Source organism: Xanthomonas sp. LMG 12462 (genome assembly GCF_009192885.1).
Taxonomy (GTDB): domain Bacteria; phylum Pseudomonadota; class Gammaproteobacteria; order Xanthomonadales; family Xanthomonadaceae; genus Xanthomonas_A; species Xanthomonas_A sontii.
On sequence record NZ_NMPP01000038.1, the window covers coordinates 1 to 18,991 of the forward strand.

23 protein-coding genes are annotated in these 18,991 nt (G+C 69.2%); 7 read left to right on the forward strand and 16 right to left on the reverse strand.

What is annotated here, in order from left to right; all coding sequences use genetic code 11:
* Nucleotides 1-635 precede the first annotated feature (635 nt).
* Nucleotides 636-1,766 (forward strand): pyridoxal phosphate-dependent aminotransferase, encoded by a 1,131-nt coding sequence (locus tag CEK69_RS10200; protein ID WP_152245403.1) that lies wholly within the window; start codon nucleotides 636-638, stop codon nucleotides 1,764-1,766.
* A 328-nt stretch (nucleotides 1,767-2,094) separates the two neighbouring features.
* On the opposite strand, the gene zipA is transcribed toward CEK69_RS10200, so the two are convergent.
* The 7 genes from zipA to CEK69_RS10235 form a co-directional block, all read right to left on the reverse strand.
* On the reverse strand, nucleotides 2,095-2,832 hold the full coding sequence (gene zipA / locus CEK69_RS10205; RefSeq protein WP_152240342.1) for a cell division protein ZipA: 738 nt from the start codon (nucleotides 2,830-2,832) through the stop codon (nucleotides 2,095-2,097).
* 114 nt (nucleotides 2,833-2,946) lie between these two features.
* A complete protein-coding gene (gene smc, locus CEK69_RS10210) occupies nucleotides 2,947-6,450 on the reverse strand; it encodes a chromosome segregation protein SMC (protein WP_152245405.1) in 3,504 nt (1,167 codons plus the stop codon).
* Between the two features lie 331 nt (nucleotides 6,451-6,781).
* Nucleotides 6,782-7,231, reverse strand: coding sequence for a 50S ribosomal protein L9 (gene rplI, locus CEK69_RS10215; RefSeq protein ID WP_010342531.1), 450 nt, complete (start codon nucleotides 7,229-7,231; stop codon nucleotides 6,782-6,784).
* Between the two features lie 191 nt (nucleotides 7,232-7,422).
* On the reverse strand, nucleotides 7,423-7,653 hold the full coding sequence (rpsR, locus tag CEK69_RS10220; RefSeq protein WP_002804494.1) for a 30S ribosomal protein S18: 231 nt from the start codon (nucleotides 7,651-7,653) through the stop codon (nucleotides 7,423-7,425).
* An 11-nt stretch (nucleotides 7,654-7,664) separates the two neighbouring features.
* On the reverse strand, nucleotides 7,665-8,099 hold the full coding sequence (rpsF, locus tag CEK69_RS10225; RefSeq protein ID WP_010342529.1) for a 30S ribosomal protein S6: 435 nt from the start codon (nucleotides 8,097-8,099) through the stop codon (nucleotides 7,665-7,667).
* A 198-nt stretch (nucleotides 8,100-8,297) separates the two neighbouring features.
* On the reverse strand, nucleotides 8,298-8,648 hold the full coding sequence (locus CEK69_RS21455; protein ID WP_343195291.1) for a CbrC family protein: 351 nt from the start codon (nucleotides 8,646-8,648) through the stop codon (nucleotides 8,298-8,300).
* Complete coding sequence (locus tag CEK69_RS10235; RefSeq protein ID WP_017907178.1) at nucleotides 8,594-8,941, reverse strand: iron-sulfur cluster assembly accessory protein; 348 nt, start codon at nucleotides 8,939-8,941, stop codon at nucleotides 8,594-8,596. The genes CEK69_RS21455 and CEK69_RS10235 overlap by 55 nt, the downstream gene beginning before the upstream one ends.
* Before the next feature lie 137 nt (nucleotides 8,942-9,078).
* Here CEK69_RS10235 and asnS point away from each other — a divergent pair, with 137 nt between their 5' ends.
* From asnS to CEK69_RS10255, 4 genes are read left to right on the forward strand one after another with little or no spacing between them, the layout of a single operon-like run.
* A complete protein-coding gene (gene asnS, locus CEK69_RS10240) occupies nucleotides 9,079-10,473 on the forward strand; it encodes an asparagine--tRNA ligase (RefSeq protein WP_017907179.1) in 1,395 nt (464 codons plus the stop codon).
* Nucleotides 10,474-10,495: 22 nt separating this feature from the next.
* Nucleotides 10,496-10,801: a hypothetical protein gene (locus CEK69_RS10245; protein WP_017907180.1), complete on the forward strand. Its 306-nt coding sequence runs from the start codon at nucleotides 10,496-10,498 to the stop codon at nucleotides 10,799-10,801.
* Nucleotides 10,798-11,112 carry a hypothetical protein gene (locus tag CEK69_RS10250; protein ID WP_017915419.1) on the forward strand — a complete coding sequence of 105 codons (315 nt, stop codon included), beginning with the start codon at nucleotides 10,798-10,800 and terminating at the stop codon, nucleotides 11,110-11,112. The genes CEK69_RS10245 and CEK69_RS10250 overlap by 4 nt, the downstream gene beginning before the upstream one ends.
* A 7-nt stretch (nucleotides 11,113-11,119) precedes the next feature.
* Nucleotides 11,120-11,740: an FMN-binding negative transcriptional regulator gene (locus CEK69_RS10255; RefSeq protein ID WP_152182581.1), complete on the forward strand. Its 621-nt coding sequence runs from the start codon at nucleotides 11,120-11,122 to the stop codon at nucleotides 11,738-11,740.
* Between the two features lie 75 nt (nucleotides 11,741-11,815).
* On the opposite strand, the gene CEK69_RS10260 is transcribed toward CEK69_RS10255, so the two are convergent.
* The 9 genes from CEK69_RS10260 to CEK69_RS10300 form a co-directional block, all read right to left on the reverse strand.
* The gene (locus CEK69_RS10260; RefSeq protein ID WP_017912470.1) at nucleotides 11,816-12,526 is read right to left on the reverse strand and encodes a response regulator transcription factor; all 711 of its coding nucleotides are present in this window, start codon (nucleotides 12,524-12,526) and stop codon (nucleotides 11,816-11,818) included.
* 334 nt (nucleotides 12,527-12,860) lie between these two features.
* On the reverse strand, nucleotides 12,861-13,904 hold the full coding sequence (locus CEK69_RS10265; RefSeq protein ID WP_152245407.1) for a hypothetical protein: 1,044 nt from the start codon (nucleotides 13,902-13,904) through the stop codon (nucleotides 12,861-12,863).
* Nucleotides 13,905-13,952: 48 nt separating this feature from the next.
* Nucleotides 13,953-14,735 carry a hypothetical protein gene (locus tag CEK69_RS10270; RefSeq protein WP_152245409.1) on the reverse strand — a complete coding sequence of 261 codons (783 nt, stop codon included), beginning with the start codon at nucleotides 14,733-14,735 and terminating at the stop codon, nucleotides 13,953-13,955.
* Nucleotides 14,736-14,776: 41 nt separating this feature from the next.
* Nucleotides 14,777-14,965 (reverse strand): hypothetical protein, encoded by a 189-nt coding sequence (locus CEK69_RS10275; protein WP_017910929.1) that lies wholly within the window; start codon nucleotides 14,963-14,965, stop codon nucleotides 14,777-14,779.
* On the reverse strand, nucleotides 14,958-15,416 hold the full coding sequence (locus CEK69_RS10280) for a hypothetical protein (RefSeq protein ID WP_152182583.1): 459 nt from the start codon (nucleotides 15,414-15,416) through the stop codon (nucleotides 14,958-14,960). Before CEK69_RS10280 ends, CEK69_RS10275 begins: the two co-directional genes overlap by 8 nt.
* Nucleotides 15,416-15,676, reverse strand: coding sequence for a hypothetical protein (locus CEK69_RS10285; RefSeq protein ID WP_017910927.1), 261 nt, complete (start codon nucleotides 15,674-15,676; stop codon nucleotides 15,416-15,418). Before CEK69_RS10285 ends, CEK69_RS10280 begins: the two co-directional genes overlap by 1 nt.
* A 46-nt stretch (nucleotides 15,677-15,722) precedes the next feature.
* Nucleotides 15,723-16,355: a DUF2589 domain-containing protein gene (locus CEK69_RS10290; protein WP_026143450.1), complete on the reverse strand. Its 633-nt coding sequence runs from the start codon at nucleotides 16,353-16,355 to the stop codon at nucleotides 15,723-15,725.
* Nucleotides 16,356-16,368: 13 nt separating this feature from the next.
* Complete coding sequence (locus CEK69_RS10295; protein WP_173003349.1) at nucleotides 16,369-16,947, reverse strand: DUF2589 domain-containing protein; 579 nt, start codon at nucleotides 16,945-16,947, stop codon at nucleotides 16,369-16,371.
* A 70-nt stretch (nucleotides 16,948-17,017) separates the two neighbouring features.
* Entirely contained in the window at nucleotides 17,018-17,557 is a 540-nt protein-coding gene (locus CEK69_RS10300) for a glycosyl hydrolase 108 family protein (RefSeq protein ID WP_017910924.1), read from the reverse strand.
* 194 nt (nucleotides 17,558-17,751) lie between these two features.
* Here CEK69_RS10300 and can point away from each other — a divergent pair, with 194 nt between their 5' ends.
* Nucleotides 17,752-18,414 (forward strand): carbonate dehydratase, encoded by a 663-nt coding sequence (gene can, locus CEK69_RS10305; protein ID WP_152182584.1) that lies wholly within the window; start codon nucleotides 17,752-17,754, stop codon nucleotides 18,412-18,414.
* A 37-nt stretch (nucleotides 18,415-18,451) separates the two neighbouring features.
* Nucleotides 18,452-18,973, forward strand: a complete 522-nt coding sequence (locus tag CEK69_RS10310; RefSeq protein ID WP_017910922.1) for a 3-hydroxyanthranilate 3,4-dioxygenase — start codon at nucleotides 18,452-18,454, stop codon at nucleotides 18,971-18,973.
* The last annotated feature ends 18 nt before the right edge of the window (nucleotides 18,974-18,991 follow it).

Here is an 18,991-nt window from a genome sequence, read left to right on the forward strand (position 1 = left end):
GCGTAGTGTAGGGCTTGATCGCTGGATTGGGATGACAGGTGGTGGTGCACCCAGTAGCACCTCCTCACGCCGTAACCCCCCCCCCACCCCCCCCCCCCGGGGGGGGGGGGGCCGGGTTTTTCTTTCTCCCCCCCGGGGAAAGGGGCCCCCCCGGGGGGGGGGGGGGACGGGGAAAAACACCCGGTGCCCCCTGGGGGGAGCACTTCTCGCGCCGGGGCCCCCCCCCCACCCCTCTCCCCGCGGGGGGGGGGGCTGGAGCAAAAACACGGCGCGGCGGCGGGCGCGGCAGGACCGACGACAAGGCGCCAACCGGCGGCAGCCGCGGCACAAAAAGGCCTCGCACCCCGCCCCCCCCGGCGGGCCCCCTCCCACAAAGAAGGGGGCAAGGGTCCGGAGGGGAGAAGGGAAAGGCCAAACCCCCTCCCCCACGGGGAGGGGGGTTGGGGTGAGGGTACGGAGCGCGTAGCGCCATCGACGTCACTACCCCGGCTTTTGCCAATCCCCAATCCCCAATCCCCAATCCCAGCCTCAAGCCCATCCCGAAATTCCAAATCCCGAATCCCGGCCCCTCACTCCCTTGCCCCATCATTAACACCTCGTTAACGTGACCTCCCCCACCCGCTCTGGAGAGCCACGTGTCGCTACCGGTCTCGCGCCGTTCCTTCCTGTCCCTGGCTACCTCCGGTCTGGCGCTCGGCGCCGTGGGCTTGGCCCCCGTTGCCGAGGCGGCGCGGCGCAAGGCAGACGCCGCCGCTGCCGCCACACCCGGCGTGGCGCCGGCGGCCGGCACGGTGTACCTGAACTTCAACGAATGCCCGCTAGGCCCTTCGCCCGCGGCGCTGGCCGCGGCACAGGCGATCCTGCCGCGCAGCGGGCGCTATCTGTTCGAGCTGTCGGACGAACTGATCGCCGCCTTCGTCGGCCAGCAGCGCCTGCCGGCCGACCACGTGGCGGTGTATCCCGGTTCCAGCGAGCCGCTCGCCCGCGCCGCGCGCGCCTTCACCACGCCGCGCGCCGGCGTGGTGGTGGCCGATCCGACCTTCGAGGCGGTGGCCGATGTGGCTGCCGCGCATGGCGCGCCGGTGCGGCGGGTGCCGCTGCGCGCCGACGGCGCGCACGACGTCAAGGCCATGGCCAGCGCCGATCCGAACGCCGGACTGATCTATCTGTGCAATCCCAACAACCCGACCGGGTCGGTGACCAAGCGCGCCGACATCGAATGGCTGCTGGCCAACAAGCCTGCGTCCAGCGTGCTGCTGGTCGACGAGGCCTACCTGCACTACAGCGACGAGCCGTCGGTGATCGACCTGATCGGCCAGCGCCAGGACCTGCTGGTGCTGCGCACCTTCTCCAAGCTGTACGGCATGGCCGGGCTGCGCCTGGGCCTGGCGGTGGCCGCGCCGGGGCTGCAGACCAGGCTGGCCGCGTTCGGCCAGAATCCGGTGTCGGTGCCTGCGCTGGCCGCCGGCATCGCCAGCCTGCAGGACCTGCAACTGGTGCCGACCCGCCGCGCCGAGAACGCGCGCATCCGCGACGCCACCATCGCCTGGCTGCAGAGCAAGGGCTACAAGTGCCTGCCGTCGCAGGCCAACTGCTTCATGGTCGACGTCAAGCGCGACGGCGCCGCGTTCGCCGCGGCGATGGCCAAGCAAGGCGTGATCGTCGGCCGCAGCTGGCCGATCTGGCCGAAGCTGGTGCGCGTCACCGTGGGCAGCGAAGCGGAGATGCTGCGGTTTCGGGAGGCGTTTGTTAAGGCGCGCAAGTAGCTTGGGGGCCGGGAATGGGGAATGGAGAATCGGGAATCGTAAAAGCGGGTTGCCTTGCGGCTGAGGCGTGGAGAGGCTTGCCCTGGCCTTCCCATTACAGGTCCACGGTTCACTAGCCTGGCGTCAGTGCGCCAGGCTTGGAGAGTCGGGATAAGGGTACGCAAGAGTCAAAGCCAGGGGTTCTGGCGTTCGGCGGCGGTCGTACCCTCATCCGCCCCCTTCGGGGGCACCTTCTCCCGAAGGGAGAAGGGAAGAGCGCGCGGGGGGTCAGAGGCGGGGATACGCTTTTACGATTCCCCATTCCCGTTTCCCCATTCCCAGCACCAAGCTACCAGCGCGGCGCCTTCGTCAACGGCGGTGCCTGATGCTGGCGGTCGTAGGCGCGCAGGTCGTCGCGGATGTGGGCGATGCGCTGGCGTCCGAGGGCGTTGCGGCTGTCGTCCAGGACCACGCCGTCGAGCAGTTCGCCCATGCGCTGCACGGTCGGCAGCATCTTCTCCCAGGCGTCGAGCGCGGTCAGCGGCGCCGGCAGGGTCAGGAAAAAGGCGATCGCCGGGGTCTCCATCTCGCGGATGTGCGCCATGTCGAAGCTGCCCGGCTTCATGATGCTGGCCATGCTGAAGATCGGGCCGCGCTCGGGATGCCCTTCCACCAGGCGGTGGAACACGTTCATGTGGCCGAAGGTCAGGCCGGTCTTCTCCGCGGCCACCACGATGTCCTCGCCGCGCAACACCTGCCCGGCACGGGCGGCGACATACAGCGAGACGATCTTGTCGAAATCCTGGCTCGGCCGCTTGCCGAGGTCGGCGCCGGGCGCCTCCGCCGCTGACAGGCCCAGGTCGGGCTGGTGCGCTTCGCCGTCCGCGCCGGGCGCGACCAGCGCGTCGTCGCCGGCGGCCGGGGCGGCGTCGCCCAGCGAGGGTTCGCGGCGCGGCGCGGCCGGATCGGCCGGCTCCACGCGCCGGCCCTGGCTCGGTTTCTTCGGGCGGCCGAACAGGAAGATCGCCGCAATCAACAGCAAGCCGGCGGCGAGGATGCCGATGCGTAGCATTGCCATGTCGGACATTCAGGGGTTACTCCGGCAAGGGTACACAGGGGGAAAATAACTGGCGGGTGCGCATCGGGTCCGCCAACGCGTGAACCAAGCCTCGACGCGCATCACGTCCTTTAGCATGTCACGTCAGGCCGCGCCCGCCAAACGCGCGGCCTCCTCGAGGTCCACGCTGACCAGGCGGCTGACGCCGGGCTCGCGCATGGTGACGCCGCTGAGCTGATGCGCCGCCTCCATCGTCGCCTTGTTGTGGCTGACGAACAGGAACTGCACTTTCTCGCTCATTTCCTTGACCATCGCCGCCAGGCGGCCGACGTTGGCCTCGTCCAGCGGCGCGTCGACCTCGTCGAGCAGGCAGAACGGCGCCGGGTTGAGCTGGAAGATCGCGAACACCAGGGCAACCGCAGTCATCGCCTTCTCGCCGCCGGACAGCAGCGAGATGCTGGACACGCGCTTGCCCGGGGGCCGCGCCATGATCGCCACGCCGGTGTCCAGCAGGTCCTCGCCGGTCAGCTCCAGGTAGGCGTGGCCGCCGCCGAACAGGCGCGGATACAGCGCCTGCACGCCGGAGTTGACCCGGTCGAAGGTGTCCTTGAAGCGGCCGCGGGTTTCGCGGTCGATCTTGCGGATGGCGTCTTCCAGGGTCTCCAGCGCGGTGTTCAGGTCGACGTCCTGCGCTTCCAGGTACTCGGCGCGCTGCGCGGCCTCGCCGTACTCGCTGATCGCCGCCAGGTTGACCGGTTCCAGCCGGCGCATGCGTCCATCGATCTGCTGCACCGCCTGCTCCCACTCGGCGGGGTCGGCATGTTCGGGCAGGCCGTTGATCACGTCCTCGAGCACGAAGCCGGCCTTGACCACCGCCGCCGACAGCTGCTCGGCGCTGAGCACCAGCGCCTGCTGGTCGAGCCGGCGCTGGGCGATGCGTTCGCGCTGCGCCAGCGCCTGTTCGTCGCGCTGCTGGCGGGTCTGCTCCAGCGCGCGCAGTTCGTTGTCGATGCCGTCCAGCAGCGCGCGCGCCTCGCCGAGCGCGCGGTCGGTGCGCACGCGCTCGCTGAGCGCGGCCTGGTGCTCGGCCTCCAGCGCCAGCACCGGCGAGTCGCCCTCGTTCAACTGCGCGCTGAGTTCGCCCAGGCGCGCGTCCAGCTGCCCGCGCTGGTTGCCCATGCGCTCCAGCGCCTGGCTCAGCGAGGCGATCTGGGTGCGCTGCGACTCCAGGGTCAGGGCCAGGGCGTGCGAGGCCTCGCGCACCCGCCGCGCGGCGTCGCGGGCCAGGTCGCGCGCCTCGGTGAGCTGGCGGCGCTCGCTTTCCAGCGCATGCCGCACCGATTCCAGGTCGCCCATGCTGGTGACCGCGTCCTCCAGCTTGGAGCGTGCCTCGCGCGCCTGCTCGCGGCTGCTGTCCAGGGTTTCCAGCAGCTGCGCGACCTCCAGCTCGATGCGCTCGATGCGGGTGCGCGCGGCGTCGACCTTGCCTTGCTGGCTCTGCAACTGTCCGGCCAGTTCGGAGGCGCTGCGGTGCGCCTGGTACAGCTGGCGCTGCGCGTCCTCGCGCTGCTGCTCGCCGGCCAGCAACTGCGCGCGCATCTCGCCGAGGCGGTGCTCGAGATCGGCCTCGCGCTCCTGCAGCGTCTCGATCTGGCCGCGCAGGCTCTGGATCTCGCGCTCGCGCAGCAGCGCGCCCTGCTTGGCCGCGCCGGAACGCGACACGCGCAGCCAGCCCTGGCCCAGGCGTGCGCCATCGCGGGTGACGATGGAATCGCCCTCGCCCAGCTGCGGCAGCAGCGCCCGCGCCGCACTCAAATCCTCGGCCGCGTGCAGCCGCGCCAACAGCCGGCGGATCGCGATCGGCCCCTGCACCTTGGCCGCCAGCGAGGTCGGCGCGAAGGTCTCGGCCGCCTCCTCGCCGCTGACCAGGGCGATGCGGCCTTCGCCGAGTTCGCCCAGCGCGTCGACCAGGGTTTCCGGCGCCTCCACCAGCACGCCTTCGATCAACTGCCCGAGCGCGCCTTCGACCGCGTTCTCCCAGCCGCTCTCCACGCTGAGCCGTTCGCCGACGCGCGCCGCCGAATCCAGCCCGCGCGCCTGCAGCCAGGCCACCGCCGCGCCCTGCTCCTGGCCGAGTGCGGCCTGCTGCAGGGTTTCCAGCGACGACAGCCGGCCGCGCGCGGCCTGCGCCTGCTTGCGCACGTCGGCCAGTTCGGCCTGCGCGCTGCGCTGCTGGTCCTGCAGCGCCGCCACCGCCTGCTTGCGCGCCTCGACCTGCTCGGTCAGGCCATCCAGCGCGGCGCGCTGGGTCTCGTGCTGCAGTTCCAGTTGCGCGAAGGCCTCGGCCAGCGCGTCCAGGTCCAGCCCGGCGCGCTCGGCCAGCAGCGCCTCGCGGCGACGCTCGGCCTCCAGCGACTGCCGGTCCAGGTAATCGACGCGGGTGCGCTCCACTTCGCCGGCACGCGAGGCTTCGGCAGTGTTGCGCTGGTGCGATTCCCAGCGCTGCTGCCAGTCGGCCAGGCGCGCCTCGGCCTCGCGCAGCGCTTCCTGCTTGTATTCGTTGTCTTCCTGCAACTGCTCCAGCTGCGGGCCGGCCACGTCCACCGATTCGCGCAGCAGCGCCAGCTTGGCCTCGTCGGTGCCGATGTGCTGGCCGAGTTCGGCCAGCGCCGTCTGCGTCTCGTCGCGTGCCTTGTGCAGGCGCTGCGACAGGTCGCGCTGGTGCTGGATCTGCTGTTCGATCCGGGCCAGGGTGCTGCCGACCTTGTAGACCTCGGCCTGCGCGGTGCTGAGCGCCTCGGCGGCCTCCTCGCGGCGCACGCGGCCGGTCTCGATGCGCGCCTCGGCATCGCGCTGTTCGGCGATCAACTGCTGCAGGCGCGTCTCTTCCTGGCCCAGCGCCTCGCGCAGGCCCTGCAGGCGTCCGTCCAGGCCGCGATATTCCAGCGCCTTCCATTGCGCGTCCTTGATCCGCCGCTCTTCCTGCAGCGCCTGGTACTGCTCGGCCTGGCGCGCCTGCCGCTTGAGGTGCTCGAGCTGCTTGCCGATCTCCTCGCGCAGGTCGCCCAGGCGCTCCAGGTTCTCGCGGGTGTGGCGGATGCGGGTCTCGGTCTCCTTGCGCCGCTCCTTGTACTTGGAGATGCCGGCGGCCTCCTCCAGGTACACGCGCAGGTCCTCCGGACGCGCCTCGATGATCTGGCTGATCATGCCCTGCTCGATGATCGAGTAGCTGCGCGGGCCCAGGCCGGTGCCCAGGAACAGATCGGTGATGTCGCGGCGCCGGCACTTGGTGCCGTTGAGGTAATAGCTGCTGCTGCCGTCGCGGCTGACCTGGCGCTTGACCGAGATCTCGTTGAACGCCGCGTACTCGCCGGCGATGGTGTGGTCGGTGTTGTCGAAGATCAGTTCCACCGTGGCCTGCGACACCGGCTTGCGCGCCGAGGACCCGGAGAAGATCACGTCCGTCAGCGAATCGCCGCGCAGCCGGCTGGCCGAACTTTCGCCCATCACCCAGCGCACCGCGTCGATGATGTTCGACTTGCCGCAGCCGTTCGGACCGACGATGCCGGTCATGTTGGTCGGCAGGTGCAGCGTGGTCGGATCGACGAAGGACTTGAAGCCGGACAGCTTGATGGTCGACAGGCGCATGGTGCAGGCAATCCATGGCAGACGCCGCCGGCATTCCGAGCTGCGCTGCCGCTAATGAAGATCCAGGTGAGGTCCTGCTTCCAACCCATTGATGCGGCTACACCGCCGGGCCGACATCGGACACGAGTCGCTGAGTATAGCGGCCCCCGCGCGAGGCTGGGGCGGCCTGCGCCGGGCGGCGGCGATGCGACGGCGGTCGCACTCGCAGCCGGCGGGTCTTGCGCCGGCCGCGCCCGGCCAGGGCTGCATGGCTCGCCTAGGGCGGCGCCGGTCGGCAAAAACGACACGGGCACCTTGCGGTGCCCGTGTCGGTACAGCGATGACGCAGGGATCAGGCGTCGGCTTCGACCACGACCTTGACCGTGGTTTCCACATCGGCGTGCAGGCGCACCAGCACCTCGTACTCGCCGATGTTGCGGAACGCGCCTTCGCCCAGCACCACTTCGCCCTTCTCCAGCGGCATGCCGGCGGCGGTGAAGGCCTCGGCGATGTCGCGCGGGCCGACCGAGCCGTACAGCTTGCCTTCGGTGGAGGCGTTGGCCTTGACGGTCACGCTGGCACCTTCCAGCTTGGCGGCGCGGGCTTCGGCGTCGTCGTGGATCGACTTGGCCTTGGCTTCGTACTCGGCGCGCTTGGCTTCGAACTCGGCGATGTTGGCGGCGGTGGCCGGCACGGCCTTGCCCTGCGGCACCAGGTAGTTGCGGCCGTAGCCCGGCTTGACGTCGACCTTGTCGCCGAGGCCGCCCAGGTTGGTCACTTTCTGCAGAAGAATCAGTTGCATGGTCTTGCTCCGTTATTCGTTAGCGTCGGCCTGCGGCCGGCGCAACGGGTGCTGTCCGAATAGGAGAAGCCGGGATTGGGGATTGGGGAGTCGGGATTACGCCCGACGGCACCGCACTTTTCTAATCGCCAGACTTCGCTTGAATGCCCGCACCGGAGGGTGCGGGCCGTATCGCTCCGGGAAACCCGGAATTAAACGTCGTGGTTGTCCGTGTACGGGATCAGCGCCAGGAAACGCGCGCGCTTGACCGCCGTGGCCAGCTGACGCTGGTACTTGGACTTGGTGCCGGTCACGCGGCTCGGCACGATCTTGCCGTTCTCGGTGAGGTACTGGCGCAGGGTGTTGAGATCCTTGTAGTCGATCTCCTTGACGCCCTCGGCGGTGAACTTGCAGAACTTGCGACGACGGAAGAACTTGGACATGAGCGTGCTCCTTAGGCGGCTTCGGCGGCGTCGCCGTCGGTTTCGGTGGCGGCGGCGGGCGCATCGCCCTCTTCGTCGTCGCGACGACGGCGCTCACCGCGCTCGGGCTTGTCGGCCTTCTCGTCCTTGCTCTTCATGATCAGCGACTGCTCGGTGTCGGCGCCGTCGCGCTTGATCACCAGGTGGCGCAGCACCGCGTCGTTGAAGCGGAAGCTCTCGACCAGCTCGCTCAGCACGGCCTGGTCCACTTCGATGTTCAGCATGACGTAGTGGGCCTTCACCAGGTTCTGGATCGGGTACGCCAGCTGGCGACGGCCCCAGTCTTCCAGACGGTGGATGGTGCCCTTGCCGTTCTCGACCAGCGACTTGTAGCGCTCGATCATGGCCGGGACCTGCTCGCTCTGATCCGGGTGGACCAGGAACACGATTTCGTAATGACGACTCATGGTGTTTACCTTTCGGATGTGGCCTTGCGGCCGGACAGCCCCCCGCGGTGCGACGGCGGTGGGGCAAGGACTCCTGCCGGGAAGGCAGGAAGCCGCACATTATGACCGAGATGCCAGGTCACCGACAAGCCAGCCGTCCGCGGCGCCGGACAGGGTCGCCACCGCAGCGCACGAAACCAATCGAATCAACGACTTGGATCAACCCATATCCACATGCAGGCGATGCTGGCCGCACTGCAGGCAACGGAACACGCACGCGACCGTCGCAATACACCAGGGACACAGAGACTGCGGGGCGTCGCCGGCGCAGTAGAACGCCCCCTGGTAGCGCCATGCGCGGGTTTCGCCGCAGCCGTCGCGGACGCCGCCTTCCTGCGCGAAGCACAGCGCATTAGGCGTTGGGGTGATGGAGGAACTCAGGCACTTACTGCGACAACCGGGCCGCCCTACCCCGCGTCCTCCACAAGGAGGCCGCGCCGCCGCAGCGGCGACGCTCAGGCCGCGCCGGCGTGCGCGGCGTCGGTGGTGAAGCTCTCGCCGCAACCGCACTCGGCGGTGGCATTCGGATTGCGGAACACGAAGGTCTCGCCCAGGCCCTGCTTGGCGAAGTCGATCTCGGTGCCGTCCACCAGCGGCAGGCTGGTCGCATCGACGTAGATGCGCACGCCGTCCTGCTCGAACACCGCGTCGTCCGCACGCGCCTCGCGCGCCAGGTCGGTGACGTGGCCCCACCCCGAACAGCCGGTGCGCTCCACGCCAAAACGCAAGCCCAGTGCGCCAGGCGTCTGCGCGACGAAGCGCTGCACGCGGGCGTGGGCGACGGGGGTGAGACGGATGGCCATGACGAACGACTCCGGCGACTGCGAGCGGACATTATAGGAAGGTTGGCGGCCAATCGCCGCCACGCCTCGCAAGCGCTGCGCTCCAGCCAGTACACTTGCCCCTTCCATATCGAGTCGCTGCGGCGAGGATTCAAGTCATGACGGTGGTGAGCGTTGCACATGCGCTGGCCGGGAAGATCCCGGAAGGCGGCGAAGTCACGGTGCGGGGATGGGTGCGCACGCTGCGCGGATCTGCCGGACTGGCTTTCATCAACGTGTCCGACGGCTCCTGCTTCGCCCCGATCCAGGTGGTGGCGACCGATGCCCTGCCCAACTTCGACGAGGTCAAGCGGCTCACCGGCAGTTGCTCGCTGATCGCCAAGGGCGTGCTGGTCAAGTCGCAGGGCAAGGGCCAGTCGTACGAGATCCAGGCCAGCGCGGTCGAGGTGGTGGGCTGGGTCGAGGACCCGCTGACCTACCCGATCCAGCCCAAGCCGATGTCGCCGGAGTTCCTGCGCGAGGTCGCGCACCTGCGCCCGCGCACCAACCTGTTCGGCGCGGTGACGCGCATCCGCAACTGCCTGGCGCAGGCGGTGCACCGCTATTTCCACCAGAACGGCTACAACTGGATCAGCACGCCGATCATCACCACCTCCGACGCCGAAGGCGCCGGGCAGATGTTCCGCGTCTCCACCCTGGACATGGCCAACCTGCCGCGCGACGCGCAGGGCCAGGTCGACTTCGGCCGCGACTTCTTCGGCAAGGAGACCTTCCTGACCGTGTCCGGCCAGCTCAACGTCGAGGCCTACTGCCTGGCGCTGAGCAAGGTCTACACCTTCGGCCCGACCTTCCGCGCCGAGAACAGCCACACCACCCGCCACCTGGCCGAGTTCTGGATGATCGAGCCGGAGATCGCCTTCGCCGACCTGGCCGAGGACGCGCGCGTGGCCGAGGACTTCCTCAAGTATCTGTTCCGCGCGGTGCTGGACGAGCGCGCCGACGACCTGGCGTTCATCGCCGAGCGCGTGGACAAGACCGCGATCAGCAAGCTGGAGACCTTCATCAACTCGCCGTTCGAGCGCATCGAGTACGGCGATGCGATCGGCCTGCTGCAGAAGTCCGGACAGAAGTTCGAGTTCCCGGTGGAATGGGGCCTGGACCTGCAGACCGAGCACGAGCGCTGGCTGACCGAGCAGCACGTCGGTCGCCCGGTGGTGGTGACCAACTATCCCGAGCACATCAAGGCCTTCTACATGCGCCTGAACGACGACGGCAAGACCGTCGCGGCGATGGACGTGCTGGCGCCGGGCATCGGCGAGATCATCGGCGGCAGCCAGCGCGAGGAGCGCCTGGACGTGCTCGACGCGCGCATGCTGCAGTTCGGCCTGGATCCGCAGCACTACGGCTGGTACCGCGACTTCCGCCGCTACGGCACAGTGCCGCATGCCGGCTTCGGCCTGGGCTTCGAGCGCCTGGTGGTGTACGTGTGCGGGCTGAGCAACATCCGCGACGCCATCCCCTACCCGCGCGCGCCGGGCAGCGCCGAGTTCTGAGCCGGCACGGGGAGCGCGCGCCATGATCCTGTTCTTCGCGCTGTGCTTCGTCGGCGTGGCGATCGCCGGGGCCAGCGCGTTCCTGATCTTCTGGCCGCTGACCCTGGTGCACATCCGCGACCGCCATCCGCCGCTGGTGGCGGCGTTCGGGCCGGGCGCCTTCCTCAAGCCGGTCGCGCTCGGCTGGCTGCTGGCGCGGCGCTACCGTCCGCTCGGCGACCGCGGATTGTCCGGGCTGGCCACGCCGGCCTGGCTGTCGCTGATGACCATCTTCTTCGGCCTGGGCATGGCCGCCCTGCTCTGGCTGCTTTCCCTGGTGATTCCATGACCTCAGATTCTCCCGCCCACGATCAGTGGTACCTGGCCAGCCTCGGCCGCCTGCTGGTGTGGGCACGCCTGCGCGTGCGCGACGCCGGCACCGCCGAGGTGCTGGACAGCGACGGCAACACCCTCAGCTACGACAGCGAGGACACCGCCCGCGCGGCGCTGTTCGATGCCGAGTTCGTCGCCTTCGATGGCCTGGACGAGGACGATGCGCGGGCGCGCGGCTTCTCGCTGGGCGAGGTGGCGCCGCCGCAGGCCGACGACGACGCCGGCCTGCGCGGGCGCATGACCCAGACCCTGGGCGCGCGCGCCTGATCCGGGGATGCACGTTGCACCCGCCTTCGCCGAACACGACCTGGGCGCGCTCGATGCGCTGATCGCGGACCACCCGTTCGCCACCCTGGTCACCGTCGCCGACGGCCTGCCCTGCGCCACGCCGTTGCCGGTGCTGTACCGGCGCGACGGCGAACGCATCCTGGTCGAAGGCCATTGGTCGCGGGCCAACCCGCAGGCGCGGCACGCCGGGCCGGCCTTGCTGATCGTGCACGGCCCGCATGCCTACGTCTCCCCGGGCTGGTATCCGGACAAGGAAGCGATGGCGCGGGTGCCGACCTGGAACTACGCCACCGCGCACCTGCACGGGCAGCTGCAGCCCAGCGACGACGAAGCGTTGCTGGCCGACGTGGTGGCGCGGCTGAGCGAACGCCACGAACGCGCGCTGGGCAGCGACTGGCGCTACGAGCCGGACAACGACGCGCACCGGCGCCAGTTGCGCGGCATCGTCGGCTTCCGCCTGGAGGTCGAGCGGGTCGAATTGAAGTTCAAGCTCAGCCAGAACCATCCGCCGGCGAACCAGGCCGCGGTACGCGAGGCGCTGCAGGGCCAGGCCGACACCGGCGCGCAGGCCGTCGCGGCGCTGATGCACGCGCGACGTCCGGACTGAACCACGCCGCCACGCAGCGCAGCCGACCATGCAGTTGTGCGCACCGCCACGGGACGCGCGGCGGCGCGCGACGCCTCACCCACACCGGCTGGCCGGTCCCTGCCGGTCGTGCCCGGCATGGCGCGCACTGGCCCTGCCTCCCTCCAGCGGCGACAGACCTTCGCGGATCGCATAGCGCGTCAATTGCGCGATGCTCTGCATGCCCAGCTTGAGCATGATGTGCTCGCGGTGGGTGCCGATGGTCTTGACGCTGATGTGCAGGCGCGCGGCGATTTCCTTGGTCGACAGGCCCTCCGACAGCAACTGCACGATCTCGCGTTCGCGCGAGGTCAGCAGCGTGTAGGCGGAGACGGCATCGCCGGGCGGACAGCGGTACTCGCTGACCAGCGACTGCGACAGTTGCGGGCTGATGTACAGCTGGTCGTTGCCGACCTGCTGGATCGCACGCAGCAATTCGTGGAAGGTGCTGTTGCGCGCCAGGTAGCCCTTGGCGCCGGCGTCGATGGCGGCGCGCACGTTGGCCGCGGCATCGGAGGCGGCGATGCAGATCGCCTTGCTGCGCGGGCTGCGCTGCAGCAGCCGGCGGGTGGCCTCGATGCCGTTGAGGCCCGGCAGCATCACGTCCATCAGCACGATATCCGGCTGCCGTCGGGTCACCAGTTGCACGCACTCCAGTCCGTCGACCGCGTGGCCGACCACGTCGATGTCCGGTGTGTTGTTGAGCAGGGCCACCATGCCCTCCAGCACAATGCTGCGTTCGGCGGCAATCACGATACGTGTGTTCATTCTCTACCTGTGTTGGCAATGGAACTCCCAACGCGCGACCGCGCGGCAACCCGCGTCCCCCTGCAGCGCGACGCGCCCCTTTTTCAATCGATGCGACAGCGCTGAACCTGCGCTTGCATTACATTCTCAGCTTGTCACGCTGCGTCATGGCGGCCATCGGCTTCAGGCTGATATGGATGGCGACGACGACTGAACTTGTGCGGATTGCCGCATTCGTCTCGGTTCGTAGACAGAATCCCGTGCTACCGCGCACGCGCTGTGACGCAGAACGAAATCCTGCGCCGACGAACGATGATGGGAACACGGGCGATACGCCGGTGCCGCGCCGGCGGGTTCATTCCGCTGCCGGCGATGGCGATGGCGGCGGCGGCAGACGCGCGGCTTCCACCTGCAGCATCCCGCGGGCGAACTCGGCGAGCCGCTGCTGGATCGCCGCCGGCGGTGTGCCGGCCTCGATCGACTGCTGCAGGGCCATCAACTGCGCGGCCAACTCCCCCTGCCAGCGCATGCGCTCGGTGTCGTTGCTGGCGCGCTGCACTTCCAGCGACGCCTGCGCCTGCGCCGAGGTATCGCCGCGCACCAGCGTCTCCATCAGATCGACCAGACGCTGCAGCAGGCGGTACACCGCGGTCGCGGAGAAGCCGCCCAGCATCGCCAGGGTCGGCTTGCCGAAACTGCGCATGCTGCCGCTTTCGAACAGATCCGGCGGCAACACTTCGACCAGGATCAGCCCGGCGATCAGGCCCAGGATCATGCGCGCGCCGTAGGAGGCGTCGTACTTGGGGTCGTAGCTGGCGTCGGCGACGTAGCGGTGCACCTGGAACAGCGAGGAGAACGAGGCGCCCAGGCCGGCGCAGAACAGCAGGAACAGCGCATTCCACAGCAACACGCTGCCCGAGGAATCCAGGAAGCCCAGGCGCACGTTGTCCGCGCTGACCTTGCTGGACAGGGCCGTCGCCACCACCGCGAACAGGAACAGCAGCGAGGTGGTGGTCAGCGCACGCACCAGCGGCAGCGGGCCGAGCAGGGTCGCCCAGTGCGGGCGGCGACGCTCGGCATCGAGCAGGAACACCGCCTGCGGCGTGGCCGGGCGGATCAGTTGCGCCAACCGCCGGTGGGTGAGCGCCAGTTCGTGCGCGTGCACCTCGATGTCGCCGCCATCGGCGTCCGGCGTGCCGGCGCCCAGCAGCGCCGACAGGCGGGCGATCAGCTCCGGCGGCACGGCCATGCCGTGCTCCAGCGCATAGCGCGCCATCGCTTCGCACTCGGCGCGCAGTTGCGGCAGGATGCCCGGCGGCGGCAGCCGCGGTCCGGCACGACGGGCCGCGGTGAGCCGGCGCCACGCGGCGCCGGCCAGCGTCTTGATCCAGACGTTCATCGCATCACTCCTGGACGGACACGGTGGCCGGCACCTGCGCGCGGCGGATCAGGGAGTGGCGGGCGCGCGTTCCAGCAGCCCGCTTTCGCGACGCGTCCCGGCGCGGTCCACGGTCTGCAGGTCGAGCTTGCCGTCCGGTCGTGCGCGCAGGGTCAGCTGACCGTCGCTCAGGCGATCGCAATAGCCGCCATCGGCGATGCCCAGCGAATACAGCGCCGTTGCCTCGCGCACGCCAACGTAACGCCCCTCCAACCGGCACTGGCGCGGCGGGCCATAGCGCAGTTGCACGGTGGGATTGCCAGGTGCCTGCGGCGTCGCGGCGACGCTCAGTTCCACGTCGATCGCCCTATCGCCGGAGTCGGGACGCATCATCCCTCGCCACTTGCCCTGCAGCGGGCTGGGCTGGCCCGGATCGCCATGCAGCACCACCGGCAGATCCTTGCCGTCGACGTTCAAGCGCAGGTCGTCGCCGCTGCGTTGCACGCGCAGCGGCTTGCCCATCAGCTTGTCGCAGTAGGCGCCGCCATTGATCGACTCCAGTGCGAAACCGGCGCCCGGTTGCGGCTTGACCAGCAAGGCGCAGTTCAACGGCGAGCCGAACATCAGCCTGGCCTTGCCGTCGCGCTGGACCAGGCGCACGGCGGCCAGGCGCTGCGCATCCAGCGCCAGGGTGCCGCTCCATTCGCCAGGCGGCAGTGCGTCTGCGTTGGACGCTGCGGCCGGCGCAGCAGGCGTCGGCGCCTGCGGTGCGGCACCGGCGGCGAACGGCATGGCCAGGCACAGCGCCAGCCAGAGCGGGAAACGCGCAACACCACGCGAACGGATACGCATGCGACTCTCCTGTTGGATACGAAAGGAAACGATGGGTGCGGTCAGGACAGACCGAACCAGAGCAGCGCCACCACGGCCGCCACCAGGCACAGTACGGCAAGCAGCCACAGCGCCCGGCGTCGACGCCGGCGCAGCCGCTGCGCGCGGGCCAGCGAGCGCAGGTCGATGTGCAGTTCTCGGCACCACAGGTCGGTGTCGTGCCGGGACAGGATGAAGCCGTGTCTACGCATGTGCGGTCTCCTGGACGGGATCGTGCGGGGCGGGCGCATCGGACAGCTGCCACAGCTTCAGCCGCTGACCGTCGAACAGCACCTCGCCGACCGGGGTGTGGGTGCCGCGGAACAGGATCTGCAGGCGGTGCCCGGGCCGCCGCGGCCGGCGCGGCAACACCTGCAGCAGCAGGCGCGGCGCCTCGTCCGGCACCTCCTCCACGTCCAGTTCGACGTCGAAGGCCAGGGCCAGTTCGCCGATCTGCGGCAATTGCCAGGCGCGCAGCTCCCACAACGGGATCTGCAGCGACGGCGGCTCGGCCGCGTCCGTCGCCACCGGCAGCGTCCCGCCTGCGCCGAAGCAGGCGCGCAAGGCCTGTGCGTGACGCGCGCGGCAGCGCCGCTGCGCATCCAGCAGGGCCGCCGACAGCCCCTGCAGCAGCAGGTCGAACTCGCAGCGCAGGCTGGCCATCAGTCGTCCTTCATCCAGCCGGGCTTGCGCGGGAAGCCCACGTGGTAGCACAGCCACTGCATCACCACCTGGTGCTCGCCGATCTGCAGCACGGCGAAATTCTTCTCGGTGCCGATGATCGCGCCCTTCGGCGAATCGCTCAGGCAGCGGTTGAGCAAGGCCCGCGCGGCTTCGATCTGCTCGGGCGATTGCATCTGCGTCGGGTTGTCGCTGCCGACCACGACCCGCTTGACGAACTTGACTTCAGTAAGGTCGAACATCGTTGACGAGTCCCCCGACGAGATGGTTCAACGGACCGCTATGGGCTTACGCGGGAACCGGCTCGGGCTTGCCGATCTTGCGCGGCGCCACCGAGGTCTGCAGGATGTCCAGCACCCGCGCCAGACCTTCCGGCGGCCCCTTGTCCGCGGCATGCACCGAGACGTGGTACTTGGCCGAGTTGTCCGAGCTGCGCGTGTTCTCCTTGCTGGTGGAGACCGAGCCCTGGATATGCACCTTGGCCTTGAACAGGCCGAAGCCGTATTCCACGTCCGCCGACATCGACGCCGAGGCATCGGTCTTCTCCTTCGAGGAGAAGGACGACTTCACTTCCATGTCGAAGGTGATGTCCACGGTCTGGATGCTCAGGCTGGGCACGTTGACGATGGCCAGCAGCGGCACTTCCAGTTCGACCTCCTCCTCGGCGATGCCCCCGGCCTTGTCCGGGTCGTCGACCGGCCGCTTGAAGCGGAAGCTGGCGGTACGGGTGGCGCCGGTTGCCTGCGGATTCTTCGGGTCGGGGTTGTCCGGCGGCAGGAAGCCGATGACGCGGATGAAATCGGCGGTGGCGCGGGCCAGCTTGACCTGCGCGTCGCAGGCCGCATCGAGCGGGCCGCCGATCAGGTCGCCCATCGGCAGACCCTTGAATTGACTTGACATATTGACGAGTTCGTCAGCCATTGCAGTGACTCCTTCAGTTGGTGGGATTGGTTACATCGTCCGTGCCCGCGACGTCCGGCTTGTCGGCCATGACCGTCTTGAACACGCCCTGCGTCTGCGCCAGATGGTTCAGCAATCTGGCCGCTCCGTCAGTCGGTTCGGTCCCCTCCACGCGCAACACGACGTGGACGGCACTCTGGCGCTGGCTCCGCGCGCTGGCGCTGGTATCCACGCGCACGCTGGAACGGGTGGCGGTGCGCTTGGCCTGCCAGGCACCGCGTGGGCCGGGCGACTCCGGCGCGAAGAAGCCGTCGGCCGACTGCAGGCCGCCGAGGTCGCCGAGCTGCGCATCGAAGCTGATCTCCACGTCCTTGATCCGCAGCACGTTGGTCGAGACCAGCGGCAGCAGCGGCGCGCGGTAGTAGTCCTCGTCGCCTTCGGCGGCCTGCGGGTGCTGCGACGGCAGGCGGATGATCACGCTCTTGGGCCGGTGGAACTCGTCGAAGTAATCGCCGAGGTTGGCCATCTGGTGCTGCTCGATGCGGTCCTGCGCCTCGATCACGGCGCCGGCCAGCGCTTCGATCAGGTCGTTCAATGCGGTCGGTCCAGCCATGGTCGCTCCTGGGGAAAGAAGGCCGCCGTCGGCGACGGCAGCGGATCGGCGGCGCTTGCCGTGCGCGCACTCAGCTCAGGTCGGGGAAGGAGTCGGTGCGCGCCAGCCAGCCCTTGAGGAACTTGCCCAGCGGCGGCTTGGCCGCGACCAGGCGCTGGTAGTAGTCGCGCCGGCCCTGCTTGTAGCGTGCGTACAGATCGCGCTGGTCGGCGGCCTTCAGCGCCGCCAGGGTGGCCGGGCCGAACTTGCCGTCCTCCGGCAGCTGCAGCGCCGGCGCCTGCGCGTTGAGCACGCGCTGCAGCAGCTTGATGGCGTTGTTGCCGGCGTTGACCTGGAAGTCGAACAGGATGTTGGCCAGCGGCTGCAGCGCGATCTCGTCGCCGTGCACCGCGTTCCAGTAGCAGGTCTTGTAGATCACCCCGGCCTGCGCATCGGTGAGCGCGCGCAGGTTGTCCAGGGTCGGCTCCAGTTGCAGCAGGCTCTTGGCGTATAAGCGAAACGTCGCCAGGGTGATGCCCTTGTTGGTGGCGCCGCCCGGATCCACCGGATCGTTGACGAAGCCGCCCTCGTGCTTGAGCAGGGTCGGAAAGAACGCGTTGAAGTCGGCCATGGGATCCTCCGCTGATGCCCGGTGTGGGCGTGGAGGAAGTCTGCGCAGCGGGCCGCATCGGCGGGATCGGCAAAAGCCCGATCCGGCGGCGCCTGCGCACTGAGGCGCCGCGTGCATGCGGATGCCAGCCATCCGGGTACCGGCGTCGGCGCACGCCGCGCACCGGCCGCGGGCTTCTGGAATAATGCCGGGCTATGAGCAAAATCGAACAACTGCTGGACAACAACCGCTCCTGGTCCGAACGCATCAACCGCGAGGATCCGGAGTTCTTCAGCCGCCTGTCCAAGCAGCAGACCCCGGAGTACCTGTGGATCGGCTGCTCCGACTCGCGGGTGCCGGCGAACCAGATCATCGACATGGCACCGGGCGAGGTGTTCGTCCACCGCAACATCGCCAACGTGGTCGTGCATACCGACCTCAACTGCCTGTCGGTGATCCAGTTCGCGGTCGAGGTGCTGAAGGTGCGGCACATCCTGGTGGTCGGCCACTACGGCTGCGGCGGCGTGCACGCGGGCCTGACCCGCGCGCGGCTGGGCCTGGTCGACAACTGGATCCGCCACGTCACCGACGTGGCCGAGAAGCACGAACACTGCCTGCAGCAGGCCGGCGACCTCAACGTGCAGCACGCGCGCCTATGCGAGCTCAACGTGCTCGAGCAGGTGGTCAACGTCAGCCGCACTTCGATCGTGCTCGACGCCTGGGCGCGCGGCCAGGAACTGACCGTGCACGGCTGGGTCTACAGCCTGCGCGACGGCCGCGTGCACGACCTGGGCATGGAACTTGACCGCATCGACGACCTGACGCCGCGCTACGATGCCGCCCTGGCGCGCATCAGCCAGGACCGCGAGGACCGCTGAGCGGCGCGCCGCTCCGCCATCTCGATCAAGGATCCGCATGCTCCCCGGCCCGCTCAACCTGCACGCCTGGATCGACGCCCACCGGCACCTGCTGAAGCCGCCGGTGGGCAACAAGTGCATCCACGCCGGCGACTTCATCGTGATGGTGGTCGGTGGGCCGAACGCGCGCAGCGACTACCACTACGACGAAGGCCCGGAGTGGTTCTACCAGCTCGAAGGCGAGATGGTGCTGAAGATCCAGGAAGACGGCGCGGTGCGCGAGATCCCGATCCGCGCCGGCGAGACCTTCCTGCTGCCGCCGAAGGTGCCGCACTCGCCGCAGCGCGGCGCGAACTCGGTCGGCCTGGTGATCGAGCGGCGGCGCCTGCCGCACGAGCAGGACGGCCTGCTGTGGTTCTGCGAGCGCTGCAACCACCTGCTGTACGAAGCCTACTTCCCGCTGCAGAACATCGAGACCGACTTCCCGCCGGTGTTCGCGCGCTTCTACGCCTCCGAATCGCTGCGCACCTGCGCCCGCTGCGGCCACGTGCATCCGCGGCCGGCGGCCGACGCGCCGTGACCGCCCTACCCCCGTGCC

Coding starts and splice junctions, on each gene's coding strand:
- zipA (WP_152240342.1), bottom strand. CDS start 2,832: ATGTCCGACATGGCAATGCTACGCATCGGCATCCTCGCCGCCGGCTTG.
- smc (WP_152245405.1), bottom strand. CDS start 6,450: ATGCGCCTGTCGACCATCAAGCTGTCCGGCTTCAAGTCCTTCGTCGAT.
- rplI (WP_010342531.1), bottom strand. CDS start 7,231: ATGCAACTGATTCTTCTGCAGAAAGTGACCAACCTGGGCGGCCTCGGC.
- rpsR (WP_002804494.1), bottom strand. CDS start 7,653: ATGTCCAAGTTCTTCCGTCGTCGCAAGTTCTGCAAGTTCACCGCCGAG.
- rpsF (WP_010342529.1), bottom strand. CDS start 8,099: ATGAGTCGTCATTACGAAATCGTGTTCCTGGTCCACCCGGATCAGAGC.
- CEK69_RS10235 (WP_017907178.1), bottom strand. CDS start 8,941: ATGGCCATCCGTCTCACCCCCGTCGCCCACGCCCGCGTGCAGCGCTTC.
- asnS (WP_017907179.1), top strand. CDS start 9,079: ATGACGGTGGTGAGCGTTGCACATGCGCTGGCCGGGAAGATCCCGGAA.
- CEK69_RS10245 (WP_017907180.1), top strand. CDS start 10,496: ATGATCCTGTTCTTCGCGCTGTGCTTCGTCGGCGTGGCGATCGCCGGG.
- CEK69_RS10250 (WP_017915419.1), top strand. CDS start 10,798: ATGACCTCAGATTCTCCCGCCCACGATCAGTGGTACCTGGCCAGCCTC.
- CEK69_RS10255 (WP_152182581.1), top strand. CDS start 11,120: ATGCACGTTGCACCCGCCTTCGCCGAACACGACCTGGGCGCGCTCGAT.
- CEK69_RS10260 (WP_017912470.1), bottom strand. CDS start 12,526: ATGAACACACGTATCGTGATTGCCGCCGAACGCAGCATTGTGCTGGAG.
- CEK69_RS10265 (WP_152245407.1), bottom strand. CDS start 13,904: ATGAACGTCTGGATCAAGACGCTGGCCGGCGCCGCGTGGCGCCGGCTC.
- CEK69_RS10270 (WP_152245409.1), bottom strand. CDS start 14,735: ATGCGTATCCGTTCGCGTGGTGTTGCGCGTTTCCCGCTCTGGCTGGCG.
- CEK69_RS10275 (WP_017910929.1), bottom strand. CDS start 14,965: ATGCGTAGACACGGCTTCATCCTGTCCCGGCACGACACCGACCTGTGG.
- CEK69_RS10280 (WP_152182583.1), bottom strand. CDS start 15,416: ATGGCCAGCCTGCGCTGCGAGTTCGACCTGCTGCTGCAGGGGCTGTCG.
- CEK69_RS10285 (WP_017910927.1), bottom strand. CDS start 15,676: ATGTTCGACCTTACTGAAGTCAAGTTCGTCAAGCGGGTCGTGGTCGGC.
- CEK69_RS10290 (WP_026143450.1), bottom strand. CDS start 16,355: ATGGCTGACGAACTCGTCAATATGTCAAGTCAATTCAAGGGTCTGCCG.
- CEK69_RS10295 (WP_173003349.1), bottom strand. CDS start 16,947: ATGGCTGGACCGACCGCATTGAACGACCTGATCGAAGCGCTGGCCGGC.
- CEK69_RS10300 (WP_017910924.1), bottom strand. CDS start 17,557: ATGGCCGACTTCAACGCGTTCTTTCCGACCCTGCTCAAGCACGAGGGC.
- can (WP_152182584.1), top strand. CDS start 17,752: ATGAGCAAAATCGAACAACTGCTGGACAACAACCGCTCCTGGTCCGAA.
- CEK69_RS10310 (WP_017910922.1), top strand. CDS start 18,452: ATGCTCCCCGGCCCGCTCAACCTGCACGCCTGGATCGACGCCCACCGG.